This window comes from Rhodococcus sp. NKCM2511 (assembly GCF_014905595.1).
Classification (GTDB): Bacteria; Actinomycetota; Actinomycetes; order Mycobacteriales; family Mycobacteriaceae; genus Rhodococcoides; species Rhodococcoides fascians.
This window is the reverse complement of record NZ_BNHJ02000001.1, coordinates 2,861,522-2,878,476: the sequence shown is the minus strand read 5'-3', so window position 1 is coordinate 2,878,476 and position 16,955 is coordinate 2,861,522. Positions and strand designations below refer to the sequence as shown.

At 63.8% G+C, this 16,955-nt stretch carries 13 protein-coding genes; 6 read left to right on the top strand and 7 right to left on the bottom strand.

Going from position 1 to position 16,955, the window contains the following annotated elements; translation table 11 throughout:
* Positions 1 to 42 precede the first annotated feature (42 nt).
* Positions 43 to 2,865, top strand: a complete 2,823-nt coding sequence (leuS, locus tag JLZ96_RS13385; protein ID WP_201010338.1) for a leucine--tRNA ligase — start codon at positions 43 to 45, stop codon at positions 2,863 to 2,865.
* A gap of 88 nt (positions 2,866 to 2,953) precedes the next feature.
* Entirely contained in the window at positions 2,954 to 4,228 is a 1,275-nt protein-coding gene (locus tag JLZ96_RS13380; protein WP_201010337.1) for a lipase family protein, read from the top strand.
* A gap of 5 nt (positions 4,229 to 4,233) precedes the next feature.
* On the opposite strand, the gene JLZ96_RS13375 is transcribed toward JLZ96_RS13380, so the two are convergent.
* Positions 4,234 to 4,659 carry a pyridoxamine 5'-phosphate oxidase family protein gene (locus JLZ96_RS13375; RefSeq protein ID WP_201010336.1) on the bottom strand — a complete coding sequence of 142 codons (426 nt, stop codon included), beginning with the start codon at positions 4,657 to 4,659 and terminating at the stop codon, positions 4,234 to 4,236.
* Between the two features lie 91 nt (positions 4,660 to 4,750).
* Between JLZ96_RS13375 and JLZ96_RS13370 the strand changes: the two genes are divergently transcribed.
* Positions 4,751 to 5,476, top strand: coding sequence for a molybdopterin-dependent oxidoreductase (locus JLZ96_RS13370; RefSeq protein ID WP_201010335.1), 726 nt, complete (start codon positions 4,751 to 4,753; stop codon positions 5,474 to 5,476).
* Positions 5,460 to 6,050, top strand: a complete 591-nt coding sequence (locus tag JLZ96_RS13365) for a cytochrome b/b6 domain-containing protein (protein WP_201010334.1) — start codon at positions 5,460 to 5,462, stop codon at positions 6,048 to 6,050. Before JLZ96_RS13370 ends, JLZ96_RS13365 begins: the two co-directional genes overlap by 17 nt.
* Before the next feature lie 18 nt (positions 6,051 to 6,068).
* On the opposite strand, the gene JLZ96_RS13360 is transcribed toward JLZ96_RS13365, so the two are convergent.
* The 3 genes from JLZ96_RS13360 to JLZ96_RS13350 form a co-directional block, all read right to left on the bottom strand.
* A complete protein-coding gene (locus JLZ96_RS13360; protein ID WP_201010333.1) occupies positions 6,069 to 7,499 on the bottom strand; it encodes a phenylacetate--CoA ligase family protein in 1,431 nt (476 codons plus the stop codon).
* Positions 7,500 to 7,646: 147 nt separating this feature from the next.
* Complete coding sequence (locus JLZ96_RS13355; RefSeq protein ID WP_201010332.1) at positions 7,647 to 11,480, bottom strand: hypothetical protein; 3,834 nt, start codon at positions 11,478 to 11,480, stop codon at positions 7,647 to 7,649.
* A 40-nt stretch (positions 11,481 to 11,520) separates the two neighbouring features.
* A complete protein-coding gene (locus tag JLZ96_RS13350; protein ID WP_094621777.1) occupies positions 11,521 to 12,759 on the bottom strand; it encodes a TetR/AcrR family transcriptional regulator in 1,239 nt (412 codons plus the stop codon).
* Positions 12,760 to 13,098: 339 nt separating this feature from the next.
* Between JLZ96_RS13350 and JLZ96_RS24985 the strand changes: the two genes are divergently transcribed.
* Positions 13,099 to 13,332, top strand: coding sequence for a LuxR C-terminal-related transcriptional regulator (locus tag JLZ96_RS24985; protein ID WP_032367970.1), 234 nt, complete (start codon positions 13,099 to 13,101; stop codon positions 13,330 to 13,332).
* A gap of 218 nt (positions 13,333 to 13,550) precedes the next feature.
* On the opposite strand, the gene JLZ96_RS13340 is transcribed toward JLZ96_RS24985, so the two are convergent.
* The gene (locus tag JLZ96_RS13340) at positions 13,551 to 14,222 is read right to left on the bottom strand and encodes an SDR family oxidoreductase (protein ID WP_032367647.1); all 672 of its coding nucleotides are present in this window, start codon (positions 14,220 to 14,222) and stop codon (positions 13,551 to 13,553) included.
* A gap of 13 nt (positions 14,223 to 14,235) precedes the next feature.
* The gene (locus JLZ96_RS13335) at positions 14,236 to 14,751 is read right to left on the bottom strand and encodes a DinB family protein (protein WP_201010331.1); all 516 of its coding nucleotides are present in this window, start codon (positions 14,749 to 14,751) and stop codon (positions 14,236 to 14,238) included.
* A 107-nt stretch (positions 14,752 to 14,858) separates the two neighbouring features.
* Between JLZ96_RS13335 and JLZ96_RS13330 the strand changes: the two genes are divergently transcribed.
* Positions 14,859 to 16,196: an amylo-alpha-1,6-glucosidase gene (locus tag JLZ96_RS13330; RefSeq protein ID WP_027495036.1), complete on the top strand. Its 1,338-nt coding sequence runs from the start codon at positions 14,859 to 14,861 to the stop codon at positions 16,194 to 16,196.
* 10 nt (positions 16,197 to 16,206) lie between these two features.
* Here JLZ96_RS13330 and JLZ96_RS13325 read toward each other — a convergent pair whose 3' ends face one another.
* Positions 16,207 to 16,893: a thioesterase domain-containing protein gene (locus JLZ96_RS13325; protein WP_201010330.1), complete on the bottom strand. Its 687-nt coding sequence runs from the start codon at positions 16,891 to 16,893 to the stop codon at positions 16,207 to 16,209.
* Positions 16,894 to 16,955 lie beyond the last annotated feature (62 nt).

Sequence of the window (16,955 nt, the reverse complement as noted above, 5' to 3'; positions counted from 1 at the left end):
CCTGGTACCAGGCGGGCCGCGTCACACTTTAGGCTGGTAGGTGTGACCGATTCCGTTGAAGCATCCACCGAGTCCGTTCCCGAGTACCGCTACACAGCCGAACTCGCCGGGCGCATCGAGGAGCAGTGGCAGGACCTGTGGGAATCGCAGGGCACCTTCGACGCGCCCAACCCGGTCGGAGCGCTCGCCGGAGACGTCCCCAAGGACAAGCTCTTCGTCCAGGACATGTTCCCGTACCCGTCGGGCAGCGGCCTGCATGTCGGGCACCCCCTGGGCTACATCGCCACCGACGTCTTCGCGCGCTACCACCGCATGCAGGGACGCAACGTGCTGCACGCGCTGGGGTACGACGCGTTCGGCCTGCCTGCCGAGCAGTACGCCGTGCAGACGGGCACGCACCCGCGCAGCACCACCGAGGACAACATCGTCAACATGCGGCGCCAGTTGCGACGTCTGGGCCTCGGGCACGATCGTCGACGGTCCCTGGCCACGACGGATGTCGACTTCTACCACTGGACGCAGTGGATCTTTCTGCAGATCTTCAATTCGTGGTTCGACGCGGACCTCGGTAAAGCGCGGCCCATCTCGGAACTGGAGGCGGCGTTCGCCTCGGGTGAGCGGTCTCTGGAAGACGGCCGCTCCTGGGAGTCGCTGACCGTCGGCGAGCGCCGTGAGGTGATCGACGGCTTCCGTCTGGTGTACGAGTCCAACTCGATGGTCAACTGGTGCCCCGGCCTGGGTACGGTGCTCGCCAACGAGGAGGTCACCGCCGACGGCCGCAGCGATCGCGGCAATTTCCCGGTCTTCCGAAAGAACCTGCGGCAGTGGATGATGCGTATCACGGCATACTCCGACCGCCTGGTCGACGACCTCGAGTACCTGGATTGGCCCGAGAAGGTCAAGACCATGCAGCGCAACTGGATCGGACGCTCCCGCGGTGCGCAGGTCTCGTTCTCCGGCATCGAGGTGTTCACCACTCGCCCCGACACTCTGTTCGGCGCGAGCTACGTGGTGCTCGCCCCCGAGCACGATCTGGTCGACGGGCTGATCGCTCCCGAGTGGCCGGCGGATGTCTCCGACAAGTGGACCGGCGGAGCCGGTACCCCCGCGGAAGCCGTTGCGGCATATCGCGCGTCGATCGCCGCCAAGTCCGATCTGGAGCGGCAGGAGAACAAGGAGAAGACCGGCGTCTTCATCGGCGCCTACGCGACGAACCCGGTGAACGGCGAGCAGGTGCCGGTGTTCATCGCCGACTACGTGCTGACGGGCTACGGCACCGGTGCGATCATGGCCGTACCCGGCCACGATGCGCGTGACTGGGAGTTCGCTACGGCGTTCGGTCTGCCTGTGCGCGAGGTGATTTCGGGCGGCGACGTGACCGAGGCGGCGTACGTCGGCGACGGCGCGTTGGTTAACTCCGACTTCCTGGACGGCCTGCCCGTCGACGAGGCCAAGGCTGCCGTCATCGCGCGCCTGGAAGCGGACGGCACCGGCCGCGGCACCATTCAGTACAAGTTGCGCGACTGGCTGTTCGCCCGCCAGCGTTACTGGGGCGAGCCGTTCCCGATCGTCTGGGACTCCGAGGGCAACCCGCACGGCTTGCCGGATTCCGCTCTGCCCGTGGAACTTCCGGAGGTGGAGAACTACGCACCGGTCTCCTTCGACCCGGACGACGCGGGCTCCGAGCCGTCCCCGCCACTGGCGAAGGCCAGCGAGTGGGTCAACGTCGAACTGGATCTGGGCGACGGGTTGCAGACCTACACCCGCGATACCAACGTCATGCCGCAGTGGGCCGGTAGTTCCTGGTACCAGCTGCGCTACATCGACCCCACCAACTCCGAGGCCTTCGCGGACCCGGAGAACGAAAAGTACTGGGTCGGACCGCGTCCGGAGATCCACGGACCCCACGATCCCGGCGGGGTCGATCTCTACGTGGGTGGCGTCGAGCATGCGGTGTTGCACTTGCTGTACTCGCGCTTCTGGCACAAGGTGTTGTTCGATCTGGGTCACGTCAGCTCGAGCGAGCCGTACCGTCGCCTGTACAACCAGGGCTACATCCAGGCCTACGCCTACACCGACGCGCGTGGGATCTACGTGCCCGCGGCCGAGGTGGTCGAGCGCGACGGCGGCTACTTCTATCAGGATCAGCCCGTCAACCGTGAATACGGGAAAATGGGCAAGTCGCTGAAGAACTCGGTCTCCCCCGACGAGATCTTCGCCGAGTACGGTGCCGACACCCTGCGCTTCTACGAGATGTCGATGGGCCCGCTGGACACCTCGCGGCCGTGGGCGACGAAGGACGTCGTCGGTGCGCAGCGGTTCTTGCAACGCGTGTGGCGACTGGTGCTCGACGAGGTGACCGGCGAGGTCCGCGTCACCGATGCCAAGCCCACCGAGGACACGCTGCGAGTGCTCAACCGGGTGATCGACGGTGTGCACGCGGATTACGCTGCGCTGCGGGACAATACGGCCGGTGCCAAGTTGATCGAGCTGACCAACCACATCACCAAGGCGTACCCCGACGGTGCGCCGCGCGGAGTGGTGGAGCCGCTGATCCTGATGCTCGCTCCGCTGGCACCGCACCTGTCCGAGGAACTGTGGAGCAAGCTCGGTCACGAGAAGTCGTTGGCGCACGGGCCCTTCCCTCGTGTGGAGAAGAAGTGGCTGGTCGCCGATACCGTCGACTACCCCATCCAGGTCAACGGCAAGGTCCGCAGCCGCATCACCGTCCCCGCCGATGCGACGAAGGACGACGTCGAGAAGACGGCTCTGGCGGACGAGAAGATCGTGGCCCTGCTCGACGGCAAGGCCCCGACCAAGATCATCGTGATCCCGGGTCGAATGGTGAACATCGTCCTGAAGTAGCCCCCACCTCCGCCGAACTCGAAGTTATGGACGAAAATCGCGGTGATTCCGTCCATAACTTCGAGCTCGCGGGGGTTTAATTTGGTGCATGTCACTGGCTGGTAGTGGGTTTGCGTTGAGGCTGATCGCGTCGGTCGTTCTACTTCTCGGGTCCGCGTCAATCGTGAGTGTGCCTGTCGCACAAGCAGATCCGGGACCCGGCTCACCGGTTCCGGCCGATGATCCGTTCTACGATTGGGACGGCGGCCTGGACGTCTCCCCGGGAACGGTGTTGCGGTCGAGGCCCATGACGTTCCGTACCCCCGCCCAGCCGACGCCGATCACGGGTAGCCAGGTTCTGTACAGAACTACCGACCAGCAGGGCGACGGCGTCGTCACCGTCGCCACAGTGCTGCGGCCCCTGGTCCCCAGGCCGACGCGGATCGTCTCGTACCACATGGCCTACGACGCCCTCGGCTCTCAGTGCAATCCCTCGTACACACTCAGCGGCGGGTCCACGAGTCCCATTGCCGGCGCGGAACAGGCGGTCATTGCCGGCTACCTCGCAGCCGGCTACACCGTCGTCGTGCCGGATTACGAGGGTGAGGAGCTCGAGTGGACGATCGGGCGGCAGTCGGGCTACGCAGCGCTGGACGGCATTCGTGCGGCGCAGTCCCTCCTGCAGCTTCCGTCGAGCACGCCCGTCGGCATGGTCGGGTACTCCGGTGGATCCGTGCCGACGCAGTGGGGTGCCGAAATTGCCCCCGAGTACGCACCCGAGTTGAATCTCGTCGGTTCGGCAGCCGGCGGGCTGCCGGTCGACCTGGCTCACAACCTTCCGTACGTCAGCGGTAGCAGAGAGTGGGCGGGTGTCATCCCGGCACTGATCGTCGCCTACGAGCGTGCGTATGGCCTCGACCTGAACAGTTTCATCTCCGACTACGGCTTCGAGGTGATCGATCAGGTCGATCAGGAGTGCATCGCCCAGTTCGCCGACGACTACCCGACACTCACCGACGCCTCGATGGTCAAGGCCCCGTACACCTCCCTGTTGGATGTACCCGAGGTGGTCGCGGCGATCGACGACAACATCATGGGTAGCCAGGGCACTCCGCGGACTCCGTTGTTTCTGGCGGTCGGCCACGCCGATCCGATCGGCGACACCGTCATGGTTACCGGCGACGTCCAGGGACTGGCGTACGCCTACTGCGGCCGGGGCGTCGATGTGCAGTACGCAAAGTACGACGGCTTGACGCACAGCGACGCCTTCCCGGTATTCGAGGCGCAGAGCCTGCAGTTCCTGACCGAACGGTTCAGCGGTGGGCCGACGCACAGCAACTGTGTGACGATCCCGCCCGGCAATGCCTTGACCCCGACTTCGTAGTTCTCTCAGATGGCCCCGAGATCGGCAGACAGCCAGTGTTCGGGGCGCAGGTAGAACACCACGTTCTCCTCGTGCTCTCGGTTGGCCATCTCGAGGTAGCCGTCGACCTTCTCCGGGGGCAGGTACCGGGCTGCCATGTCCCGCAGCAGCTCCGGGGTGCTCGGTTCCTCTCGCGCCACTGGACCCTCGACGCTGACGTAGCGGATCGTCGGATCGGACTGCTCGATCATCAGGGTGAATCGCCCTGCGGTCCTGATCAATTGGGCCTTCTTCGAGGTGGCACCGGTCAACACCCAGGCTTCACCGCCGGGCGTGTAGTCGTACCAGATCGGTACCGTCAGCGGGCCACGGTCCGCCCCGGCCGCTACCGAGAGGGCGGCGATATGCGATTCGGCCAGATACTCTTCGCGTTCTGTCTTCGACAGTGCCATGAATCAACCGTAAGACTTCCCCCGGCGAAGTTCCAGACCTGATTCGACGCCCAATGTGGCCTGGATCTGGTCCGCCGTGGACAGTGGAGGGATGCCGATCGACGAGCCGAAGATTGCGGGTAGCCCCGTGGGTCGCCGCGTCGTGCTCGGCCTGGTGGCGGCCGGGGTCGCGGGCATCGTCGGTGGGGGCGCGGTCCAGAAGGGTCTCGCGTCGGTACTCGGGCCGATCGGTAACCACGATCCGACGGGGCTGATCGGACTGATTCCCGTCGGGAACAATTTCCGGTTCTATTCGGTGACGCAGGGCGCGCCGCGCAAGGACGAGAAGTCCTATGCCCTGACGGTGGGCGGTTCCGTCGACACACCGCGCACGTTCACTCTGCAGGACCTCCGCTCGATGCCGCAGACGTCGCTGGTGCGTGACTTCCAGTGCGTGACGGGATGGCGGGTACCCGAAGTTGCTTGGAGTGGAGTGCGATTGGCAGATATCCTCGATGCCGTCGGACCCACCGCGTCGGCGACGTCGTTGCGGTTCACCTCGTTCGACGGCACGTATACCGAGAGTCTGACGCTCGATCAGGCGCGACGCGACGACGTGCTGGTCGCGTTGACGATGCTCGACGGCCCCGTCACCCACGATCACGGAGGTCCGGTGCGGTTGTTCGTCGCTTCGATGTACGGCTACAAGAGCATCAAGTGGCTCGGCGGAATCGAGCTGACGGACAACGTGGTTCCCGGATACTGGGAGAAGCGCGGATACGACATCGACGCGTACGTCGGCGAATCGAACGGGCGTCGCGATGAACCCACGAGCTGACGACCGGAGCCGGTTCGACCGAGTCGAGCGTTACGTGCACTGGGCGGTGGGGGTCTTGGTGATCGTCTGCATGGTGTCCGCGGCGATTTTGTACATCGGGTCGCTCGCGGTGCTTGTCGGCAATCGTCCGGTGGTGGAGTTCGTGCACGTGTGGTCGGGCTTTCTGTTGCCGATTCCGTTGATCCTCGGTGCGGTCTCACGCAGCTATCGCGCGGACCTCGGCCGTCTCAACAGATTCGTCGCCGACGACTGGAAGTGGTTGCGCTCCAAAGCACGTCGACTCGGGGCGGTGGGGGTCGGGAAATTCAACGCCGGACAGAAGCTGAACGGTGCCCTGAGTGCCGGGTCGATTCTGGTACTTCTCGGTACCGGCGTCGTCATGTATTTCTCGTCGTGGAGTCCACTGTATTGGCGTATCGGTGCAACATTCGTACACGACTGGTTCGCCCTGGGATTCGGGCTACTCGTCGTCGGACACATCACGTACGCGTGGCGCGACCCGGAGGCAATGCGCGGGATGACACAGGGTGCCGTGACCAGGGAGTGGGCAGAGCACGAGCATCCGGAGTGGTGATCGTGCTCTGCGACAAGGCTATTGGATGGACTTCTGTTTGCCACCGGTGACGAAGCCCTCCGAACGGAACGGTCTCAGCCGCACGTGGGGCTCTGCTTCTCGACCCTTCTGGTCGTGCACCACTCGGTACTCGGCACTCAGTTGGCGCAGGCTTGCAATGGACAATTGGCGAACCTGTTCGGCCGTCTCGGTATCCGGCAGTTGTTCGGGCCGCAGTTCCACGTCGAGGGTGAGAGTTTGCCGTTGTTCGCTGTCGGTCTCACAGCGGGCGATGAACCGACCGGTCAGCCGTGTTGCCAGGGAGATGTGCTCGACGGCGGGTCGGATGTAGTCGGGGTAGATGTTGACGGCGCTGTAGATCGCGGCGACGTCGGTCCGTCCGAAAACGAGTAGGTAGTAGGCGTCCGTGTCGATGCCTTCGGCGAGTGAGGCGTAGCCGGCCTCGGCCAACCGAGTTCGAATCTCGCTGCCCCTGAGGATGTCTCCCCTGTCGTTCACGCGATAACGGACGAGCGGAAGCACTCCACCGACAGTGAACAGGAGGTACCCGTCCGTGTCGACTTCGATGTAGGTGAATTCCGGTTGGTACTGAACGAAGGCAGGTTGCTGCACGACGTTTTCGTCTGTGTCGTCCGTGCCGAACATCAGGCGGTTCAGAGTCGAATCATGTGCGGCAGCCGAGCGGATGGCAATCGTGGAGGCCGTCTCGTAACCCACGAAGCCGACATCGGTCGCCCCGTAGACCACGCGTACTCGATCACCGTGTGCATCGCCGAGCATGGAGTGAATCAGAGCGCGCCACGCTTCGCTCACGGGTTCACCACCGACGATGACGACCACTCGGTGCCGGCGTAACAGATCACCGTGAGTGTCGAGGAGGTCGCGGACGATCGGAGGGTACGCGAAGATCAGGATCTGCTCGTACCCGTCGGCGGCTTCGGTCACGACGTCGGCGATGGCGTCAGGGTCCATGCCGGGGGTCGCGATGGACAGCCGGTGCCCACGCCTGCGGAGATCGAGCAGCATCGAGTACATGAAGGCACCCCCGATATAGGGACCGAGCGGAAAGGTGACGAGTGCGAGAGTGGCACGGCGTTCGGTATCGGCACTCTCCCGCAGAACGCGACCGAACATCGCTGCGCCGTGGTCGGCCGTGCGTTGGCCGCGCGACCAGAATGTCGGTTTCCCGGATGATCCGGCGCTGCTCGCAATGGTCTCGACGTCTTCTGGGCGGCCGGCCTGCAGGTCGGTGAGGATGCTGCGTAGCCGATAGGTGTCTTTCGACGTCGTCGGCAGCCGGGTGAGGTCTTCTGTAGTGGCGATCGAGTCGACTGCGATTCCGTGTTCGTGCAGCAGGCGGCGATATGCCGGCACCGACTGGGCAATGGATTGGACGAGTTGGAGCGCCGTGTGAGCGGGGTCGTGGATCTCGGCCGGGTTCATTGGCATGACCTTTCGATCGTGCCCGTCTCCGTTCTACGGCAGACGGGAATCACTGTGAGGGACAGTCCGATTCGATCGCAGATCGGTCTTGCTCCACTGTTCGAGAAATTGAGAGATGTCGACGAACATCGACGCGAATTATTCGGTGCCGGTCTACCTGTGCCTGTCCCGGGCGTGCCGTGCGTCGTCCGCTTCCTGATTCGCTGCGGCGTATGCCCTCTGAGCGGCTGCGAGTCCGAACTGCCGGCCGACCGCTGCACCATGGGCATCGACGGCTGCGCACAGTGCCGGTCCGGGTGCTGACCAGGTAGTGCCGGCCTTCAGCCTGTAGAAGGCCGATCTGGAAATCGAGAACAAGGTCTGCCCGAGATGGGCGTCGTCCCTGCTGTCCTGGATCCGACGGATGGTCCGGTAAGCCCTGTCGGTCGCCTGCTCGAACTCATTTCGTCGCTGCTCGAGTCGGCGGAGGGCATGGATCAGGCGCTCGTCGTATGCGGCCGAGTTCGATGACTCGTCGTACATCGACGACCACGGCGCACCCTGGGCTGAGCTGTCGTGTCGAACGAGAACCTCTTTGAAGGTGCCGCTTGCGATCACTCTCGGCGCGAGGTCCAGGCGGTCGCCGAATTCCTGGGCACGTTCGGCGAACAACGCCGACTCGAGGAGTCCCTGTATCAGCTGAGCGGTCAGTTCTGTCGGCGTCGTCCGGATCAGGTTGGCCAGTCGGTCGTAGTGCCGATCGTGCGCTCGGCGCAGAATTGCCGTGACAGGGCCCGTCAGCTTGTGGGACGCTTTGGCGCGCGTTTTCTTGTTCAGCTGTGACAGCGCGGACCACGTCATCCCGAGGTGCGCTATCGCGTCGTCCAGAGTTCCGGTCTCGGCCTCTGCACGCAGGAACCGTGCGAGAAGTCGAACACCTTCTGCGTCGGTTTTGCCCGACGAGCGCGGTGCGAACGTGAGGGCATAGACAGTGGGCCATTGGTCGGAAAACGATGTGGGACTGCGCGCTATGGTCTGCAACAACGCGTCTCGGGCGGCGTCGATGACCATCGGTGGCCAAACCTGTTTTGTTCGAGGCGAAACGGTAGGTTTCGGGACGAGGCTCGTCGTGATGAACTGTGTCAGCAGGTCTGCAGCTACCGTTGACGAGTTCGCGCGGCGAGAGCAGGTACCGATCGTCCGTAGCAGCAGCGCTGTGCCCTCCGCGCTGGTCGCTTGTTCGAGCCAGGCAGCAAGTAGGTCCACTGATGGCAGAATCATGTTGTGGCGCAGCAGCATACGGAGCATTCCGGCACCTGACGCCTGGCTGTCGTGGGCACCGGTCATGAGCTGTTCCGTCCAGCGCTCCAGCAATGGTGCATGTGCACGTAGGGCGGTGTGATTGTTCTGGTGACGAAGCAGGTCCGCGACGGACTGGGGTCGACCGACCCGGTGTGCAATCGCCAGCGATGCGCGGACGAGCAGCTCTGGTCTTTGATGTGCGCGAACCAGCGAGTGATCGAGGAAGATCTCGGCCGCCCGAGGGTCGAGGCCGGCGCCTGCGTCGACCCGCGAGAGGCGATCCGCAGCGGCAATTGCGGTGGGTTCACCCCACACGATCGCTACCGGAGCCAGCGCGACCAGGTAGTCGCTGCGAGTGAACAATCGACGGTCACTCGAGTACTTGTGAATCGTCGTGGACACGATGTCGCGAATCACCTCCGCGGGGACGGAGGGGTCGGTCAACATCTGTCGAGTGACCGCCGCCCATACCGCTGGACCGGGGGCTGGATTTCGATCGTCGACAGGCAGGTGGTCGTGCAGCAGCACGGACAGCGTGGCGATCAGCGACGTCCTCGCGAACGATGGTGTTGCGAGAACTTCGCGTGCGAACACGTCGGCGAGTCGATGCGGTGCCGTGGGCACGGGCAGCGAGAACAATGTGGCGAGCGTGGCTTCTACGAGGCCGACGTGGTGTGGTTCGTCGATCTGCCGCAGTGCCATGCCGACTGCCGCCAGGTGGGCGTCTGCGGTCGGATCTCGCTCACTACCTCGACGCTCGAGGTCGGCGCAGACTTCGCCGACCCAATGGAACCACCGGTCCGTCCAGTCGTTTTCCAGGCGATCGCGAAGAATGTGTGCGGCTATCACAGCGCCCATCGCCCGTCGGATGACCTCGACGTCGCGACGGTTCGAGTGTGCCTGAATTTTTGTGACACTGACTTCGAGCTGGAGCAGAAAAGGGTCGTCGGCCAACGCTTCCCACGATTCTGCCACCATATTCACGTACCGAGCGATGGTGTTCACGCTCTTGCGGCCCGATTCCTTGTCCGCGTGCATCGAGCGTTGGCTGAGCCCCTCGATCACTGAAAGGACCGCACCACGAACCACATTCGGAGCAGTCGAAGTCAGGTCACGCAGGAGGGTGAGGGGTTCACTGCTCGATCGCAGGTGGTGAGTTCGGGCAGCCGCTAGATCCGCGTACATCGCGGTCCGGCTCACGAGGTTCGCAATGGCGTGTGTATCGCGCCCGGCGAGGTACGCCGCGGTGGTTGCGATCTCAGGACGGAGTTCGGGACGTCGAACCCATAGACGATAGAGGTGCTCTGCCACCGACGTCGTGTGCCCATGTACTCGCGGCAGGGTCCGCAAGAATCGCCGTAGTTGTTCGTCGGTCAGGACAGCGACCATGTCGTCGGTGAGTTCGAGCAGATCCGGGTGATGCGCCCAGACCGTCATGACAGACGAAATATGTTGTGGGTGGCCAGTTCCGATGAGACGGCGGCAGCTCGCGCGCACAATCGTTCGCGCCATCACGTCTGCCCCGAGAACTATCAAGGTCTGTTCGACCACGGCCCCGACGAGCAGGTCGTCGGGCACCCGCGCCGCCCGTTCGACCAATCTCGGCAGTTCACCGTCGGCACCTCGCGCAGCGAGACCCTGGGCGACGGCGAACTCGAAGAACGTCCGATGGAGAAATCGGACGCGATTGTGGGTCGTGACCAGGACTCCTCGCCGCGTCAACGTCTGAACATGTCTACGCAGAACAGCGGCGTCGTGCGTTCGATCGGCAGAATCCGCGACCTGAGCAGTCCACCGAATCAGGACGTCGATAGGTGGTTCGGGAGTTCCCAACGCCAACAATGCGATTGCGAGTAAGCCTGTAGTGCCGGAGAGGTCATCGGCGTCGTCCGGAGGGAGGTCAGCTCCAGTTCGGTGATCGCTGACGATCCGGCGGCACCAGAACAAGTTGTAGAGGCCGGTCACGTCCAATTCCAAATGTGGGAAATAGGGAGCGGACAGCGAGAACAGCAGCCGTAGGAAGAGAGGGCTGGTACAAACATCTTCGACGAGAGCCCCACGCGCGCGTGCTGATTGGATTGCCGCGACCGGGTGGGCGGGCCGGACGGAGTCGAGGTCGACGAACTCGTCGGTCAACGCCGTGATCGCGGCCGGAAGCTCGGATTTCGATGAGTAAGGGCCGAGGGAGATCTTGTGGCCGAGATTTGTCGGAAGGCTTTGGCCTTCCAGTGGTCTGGTAGTCATCACCACCGGAACGTGTGCTCGTGACAGTGTCTCGACCAGATCGATGACGTTGTGGCGAGCAGCGGGACTGTGCAACAAGAGGTCAGTGGTGTCGAGCAGCAGAATCGAGTCCGGTCGGGAGACCACAGCCGAGACGACGTCGTCGAGCGACGCATTCCGGATTCTATCGGTACCGGGTTGTAGCCACGTTGCCGACAGCAGCAACGGAGTCCGTCCCAATCTTGTCAGGGTGCGCTGTAACGACCACAGAAGGGTGGACTTCCCGTGTCCGGCTTCTCCGACGACGATGTGTGGTTCGACCCCCGGGGACAACAGCTGCTGAACCAGGGCAGCTTCGATATCTCGCGCTACATACCAAGTGTCGTCATCGTGGTGAGGCCGACTCCCTATGTCGTCGAGCAGATGCTCCGACAGCCGCGTCAATCGATCCCACAGTGTCCAAACCGATTCGGTGACGGTCACCTGTCGACGCCACCCACGTGACCACGCTTGTCCCGCGTTGTCACCGCGGCCGTATCGCAACACCGGGCATCAGTATTCGCAAGACACCCTGCGCCACTTCGGTTGCGGACTCCGCAGGACGCGTCAGGCAGCGAAAGAGAATGTTGTTGGTCAACATGATTGCGGCTTCGAGTGCCGGTGCGTCGTCGCTGAACACGCCGCTTTCACGTCCGCGTTCGAGAATGGGGACCACAGCGGACGGGAGGTAGAGGTTTTCGATGACCGTCGTGATGGTGCTCGGTTGGTGGAATTGTTCGAAGCTCAACGCGAGCAGCATGCCCGAGCTCATGGCTCGATTGTCGATGACGAACTCGCCCAAAGAAACCAACGTGCGTTGCAGTGCGGTGGCGGGGTCGACTCCGAGGCGTTCGTCGGCGCGACGGAGCCGGAGCACACGGTCGAATTCGGGCTTCAGCGCCGCAACGATGATGTCGACCTTGCTCGGAAACAGTCGTCGAAGGTCTTCTACGCGGATCTTCGCCGCCGCCGCGATGTCGGCCAGGGTGACCAGGAAGTAGCCGTTGTCGACGAACAGAGTTTCGGTCGCCGCGATCACGTCGGCCTCGAGGTCGGGCCGCAGAGCATCCGAGATTTCGCCCGGATCGGGTTGGGCAACGGTGCGGTCGGAATGCAGTGGGTCTATGGCCCACTGGAGAATCGAGTTGGTGGCCGATGCAACGTCGTCGGAGGACACCGAGCCCGGCGTGAGCACCTCCCGGAGCGCCAGCCCGTCGAGCAGAGCCCCGACGACCGCCGAGAGGTTTGTCAGCGACAGTGGTTGACGCAACGATCCGCCGTGAGCCTGCACCGCTCGGCCGATGATGGATCGCAGGTCGGTGTCGAAGCGCTCGAACTCGGGGATAACGGCTTTTCGGGCACCGTTGTGGTCGGCAGCCAGCAGCACTGCGACGAGGCGACGTCGCATGAGACCGGACGTGAGGTCGTCGAACAGCGCCGACACCGGAGCTTTCACGTCCTGGCTGCCGGCAGTAGCCGCAGTACCGGTGTAATCGAGTGTGAGGTGGTCGAGGAGGTCTTCGACGAAAGCTTCCTTGCCGCCGGACCCGCCGCCGCGAGAGTTACCGGGGTACGTGTTGTGGAAAGTTTGGTGCGACAGCCCCGCGCGTTCGACGACGGCCGAGATCGAGAGCGAACGCGCAAGATCGGTCGTGTCCATCTCACCGAGCAGGCGATATCCGGCCTGAAGGAACTGCTCCCGTGGGAGTGACTTCTGGTTCACCGACTACCGCCTTCGTCCACCTGCACCGCATTGTTGGATCTTGAACTATAGCAATTGGATGGTCCGGTTCCCGTTGTTTAGTTTCAACTAAAGCATGGTGTAGCCGAACATGCGTTGTGGAGTAAAGCCTCGAATAAGCTTGTGTTGCATGGAGTTCGGCAACCGTGGTCAGATTCAGATCGGTCCGTAGGCCGATTGCATGAGGAGGCCAAGATGGTAGCGACGAGTCATCGACCCCAACTTTATTCGCGAGTCTCGGTGTCGAGCGGCGTCCGCTCTCCACTCGCTACCAGGCCCGGCGGAGTGAGGCCCACCCCTGCGCCCGCTCGGGCTGTGCGGGTGTACACCTCACCGGGCCTGACCGCGCGTGAGATCACCGTGCTCAAGGCGTGGCTGGACTGCGATTCCAAGGTCGACGTGGGCGCACGCCTCCACATCGCATTGGGCACCGTCAACACGCACCTGACGAGAATCCGTGACAAGTACTCCCGCGTCGGCCGCGCCGCTCCCACGAAAGCTGCACTCGTCGCGCGCGCCCTGCAAGACGGCATCGTGAAACTGGACGAGCTCTGACCCTGGATTGTCCGCGTTGCTGAAACCTGTGGATGCGTTCCCGAGGTAGTCGGCAGTCGCCGCCCCGGACCGTAAGCGGTAGATCATCCGAGTGAATGAGAAGACTCCATTCGTCCACTGGCAAGGGTGAAGAGGGAGATGCAGTCGGTCCTGTGAACAACGCCGGGGACGAAGCTCATGTTGTGAGTGGAAACTCGACCCCTGCTACGAAGTTTCGCTCACCTGGTGCGGAGCACCAATTCCGTGGGGTGAGCATCGGCGGGGGTATCGATTGCGTTGCGCACTGCACGGGCAACGGTGCTGGGCTGCAAGAACTTCGAGCCGTCGTACTCCCCGCCTTCGTGCGCGACGATCTCCTGCTGCATCTCGGTGTCGATGCGTCCTGGGTGCACCGAGGTGACGCGCAACGACGGCTCCTCGAGGCGCAGTGCATCAGCGAAGGCGCGGAGCGCGAACTTGCTCGCCGCGTAGGCACCCCAACCGGGGTTGGCGCGTATGCCGGCACCCGAATTGATCAGCACCACATGGCCTTTGGCGGAGCGCAGTGCAGGGAGTAGCAATCGAGTGAGTTCGACGACGGCGATGACGTTCACCTCGTATTGGCGACGCCAATCGTCCGCCGTCGATTCTTCGACCGTCCCGAGCGCTGCCACCCCGGCGTTGTGCACCAACACATCCAGAGAATCGATGTTCGACGCGGCGGCGGCCACCGCATCCTGATCGGTCAGTTCCACCGGCCACGGGGTGGACCCGGACAGTTCCGACGCAATGGGGGCGAGGGACTCGGTGGACCGACCACCCAGCAACACGTGATGGTCCGGCGCGAGCAATCGAGCGATATGGGCCCCGAGACCCCGGCTTGCTCCGGTCACCAACGCAGTACGAGTCATGAACTCAGGTTAGCTAGAAGCTCATCCCCGCCTCGGATGCCCATGCCTGGGTGGTGTTCGCGCCGTCGAGTTCCTCGCGGATGATGTCCGCGTGGCCGGCGTGCTGGGAGATTTCGCGGAGGATGTGCAGAACCGTGAATCGTGCGCTTTGCCAGATCCTTTCGGGTGCCCACGGCGCCGTCGGGACAGGTACCGACAGGTCGAGGTCCAAGGTTTCCAGCGCTGCCGAGGTGGCACCGGCCACCTCTTCCCATTCGGCGACGAGTCCGGCGACGGTCTCGTTCTCGGCCATCACGTACTCGCTGCCGGCGGCGGCCATGTCGAATTCGGCCGTCTCGTCCAGCTCTGCGATCACTGTCATCCAGTGGCGCTCGTTGCTGATCACGTGGTGCAGCAGTCCACCGAGGGTCAGCTCGCTCGCGGTGGTGCGGGTACGAGCCTGTTCGTCGCTGATGCCGCGGACGGTGATGAGAAAGTTCGCGCGCTGTTCGGCGAGCATTTTCTGGATGTCGGTGTTCTCGGTGGCCATTGTTTTCCTCCTGGTAGCTGGTGAAACTCACACTAGGAGCGATCGCGGACATCTTCGGTCCGCAATCCAACCGAGCAGAAATCGGCCGCCGGACGCAAACTATCTGCATGGGCGATCGCGGTTTCACTTCCACGCAGCTGGCCGCACGTGCGGCGTATCTGCTCCGAGGCAACGACCTGGGCACCATGACCAGCGCAGCACCCAGGTTGTACCCGCACATGTGGAGCTGGGACGCCGCATTCGTTTCCGTCGGCTTGGCACCGCTGAGCGTCGAGCGGGCCGTCGTGGAGATGGACACGTTGCTCTCGGCGCAGTGGAAGAACGGGATGATTCCGCACATCGTGTTCGCCAACGGTGTCGACGGCTACTTCCCCGGCCCTGCGCGGTGGGCCACCGGGACGCTGGCGACCCACGCTCCGATGAGTCCGCAAACTTCCGGAATCACCCAACCGCCCGTCCACGCGATCGCCGTGCAGCGCATTCTCGATCACTCCAAACGCCACGGCCGCACGACGCGAGCGGTGGCCGAGGAGTTCCTGGATCGCCGCTGGGGTGATCTGGTGCGGTGGCATCGTTGGCTCGCCCAGGCCCGCGACGTCGACGACAACGGACGTATTGCGCTGTTCCACGGCTGGGAGTCCGGCATGGACAATTCGCCGCGATGGGATTCGGCCTACGCCAATGTGGTTGCCGGTGAGATGGATCCGTATTTTCGCGAGGACAAGGCGGTCATCACGGACTCGTCTCAGCGGCCCAGCAATCTCGAGTACGACCGCTACATCTGGTTGGTGGAGGAGATGAAACAGGTTGGCTACGACGACGATGCGTTGAAAACCAAGATGAGCTTCGCCGTCGAGGACGTGTTCGTCAGTGCCATCTTCGCCGTCGCGTGCGACGTCCTCGCCACCATCGGGGAGGACCACTCGCGGCCGCGCTCGGATGTGCGCGAATTGCGCGGGTGGGCGGACAAGTTCCGCACGGGAGTCATCGCGACCACCGACACGCGTTCGGGCGGGGCAAGAGATTTCGATCTGCGGACGGGTCAGTGGATCGGCACGGAGACCATTGCCATGTTCGCGCCGCTGCTGTGCGGAGGATTGCCGCGCGAGCAGGAGCGCAATCTCATTCGGATCTTCGAGGGCACCCGGTTCTGCGGACATCCGGACCTGCGGTACGCGGTACCGCCGTCGACGTCCCCGGTGTCGAAGGACTTCCGTGCTCGCGAGTACTGGCGTGGACCGGTGTGGCCGGTGATGACATGGCTGTTCTCGTGGGCTTTCGCACGCCGCGGGTGGTCGGAGCGATCACTGTCTTTGCGAGACGAGGGTCTGCGTCAGGCGAGTGACGGCAGCTTTGCCGAGTACTACGAGCCGTTCACCGGCAAGCCGCTCGGCAGCATGCAGCAGTCCTGGACGGCCGCTGCCGTGCTGGATTGGCTCGGATGAGCCGCGCGGGTCAGCCGAGGTAGCTGTCGACCAGCGGGCCGACGACGTCGAACGAGGTGGCGTCGGGCACGAGGTACTTGGCGATCGTGCCGCAGACGAAGGGGTGCCACGCGGACCCGGAGTCGGTTCCCATCGAGGACACGGCGAGGATGTCACCGAAGTAGATGCCCGGCAGGTGCCGCTGGGCGAGTTCGTCGTTGTGCGAGGCAACGGCGAGCAACTCTTCGGCGTGGCTGCGATCGATCTCGTCGCCCATGGACCCGAGCAGGTCGGCGCTGTCGGCGCTGGACCGAACGGGGTCGCTGTCGAGCAACGTCAGTGCCCCGACCGTAACGCCGCGACTTTGCAGCTCGACGGCGATGGCGTGCGCGAGTACTCCACCGAAGGACGTGCCCAGCAGGTGTACGGCCCCGTCGGTCTGGATGCGAACGATGTCGTCGGCGTACTGCGAGGCCAAGGCGACGAGGGACTCCGCGAGCTCTCCCGACGTCGGGACCTGGACGCCGTAGATGGGACGCGCGTCGTCGACGTGTGCTGCGAGTTCCGCGTAGCAGTCGACCAGCCCGACGAGGGGGTGGATGCAGAACACCGGGTCGAGGTGGCCGGCCGTACGAATCGGTGCGATGGTCGGCACCGCGTAATCGGACGGGTCGAGTTCCGTGAGAGCCACGTGGATGCGATCGTTCACGACAGTCATGGGTGCGCCTCCGAGCCAAGAGAAGTAGTTCGTGTTTCTATGGTTTGTTCGTGCCGACTCTG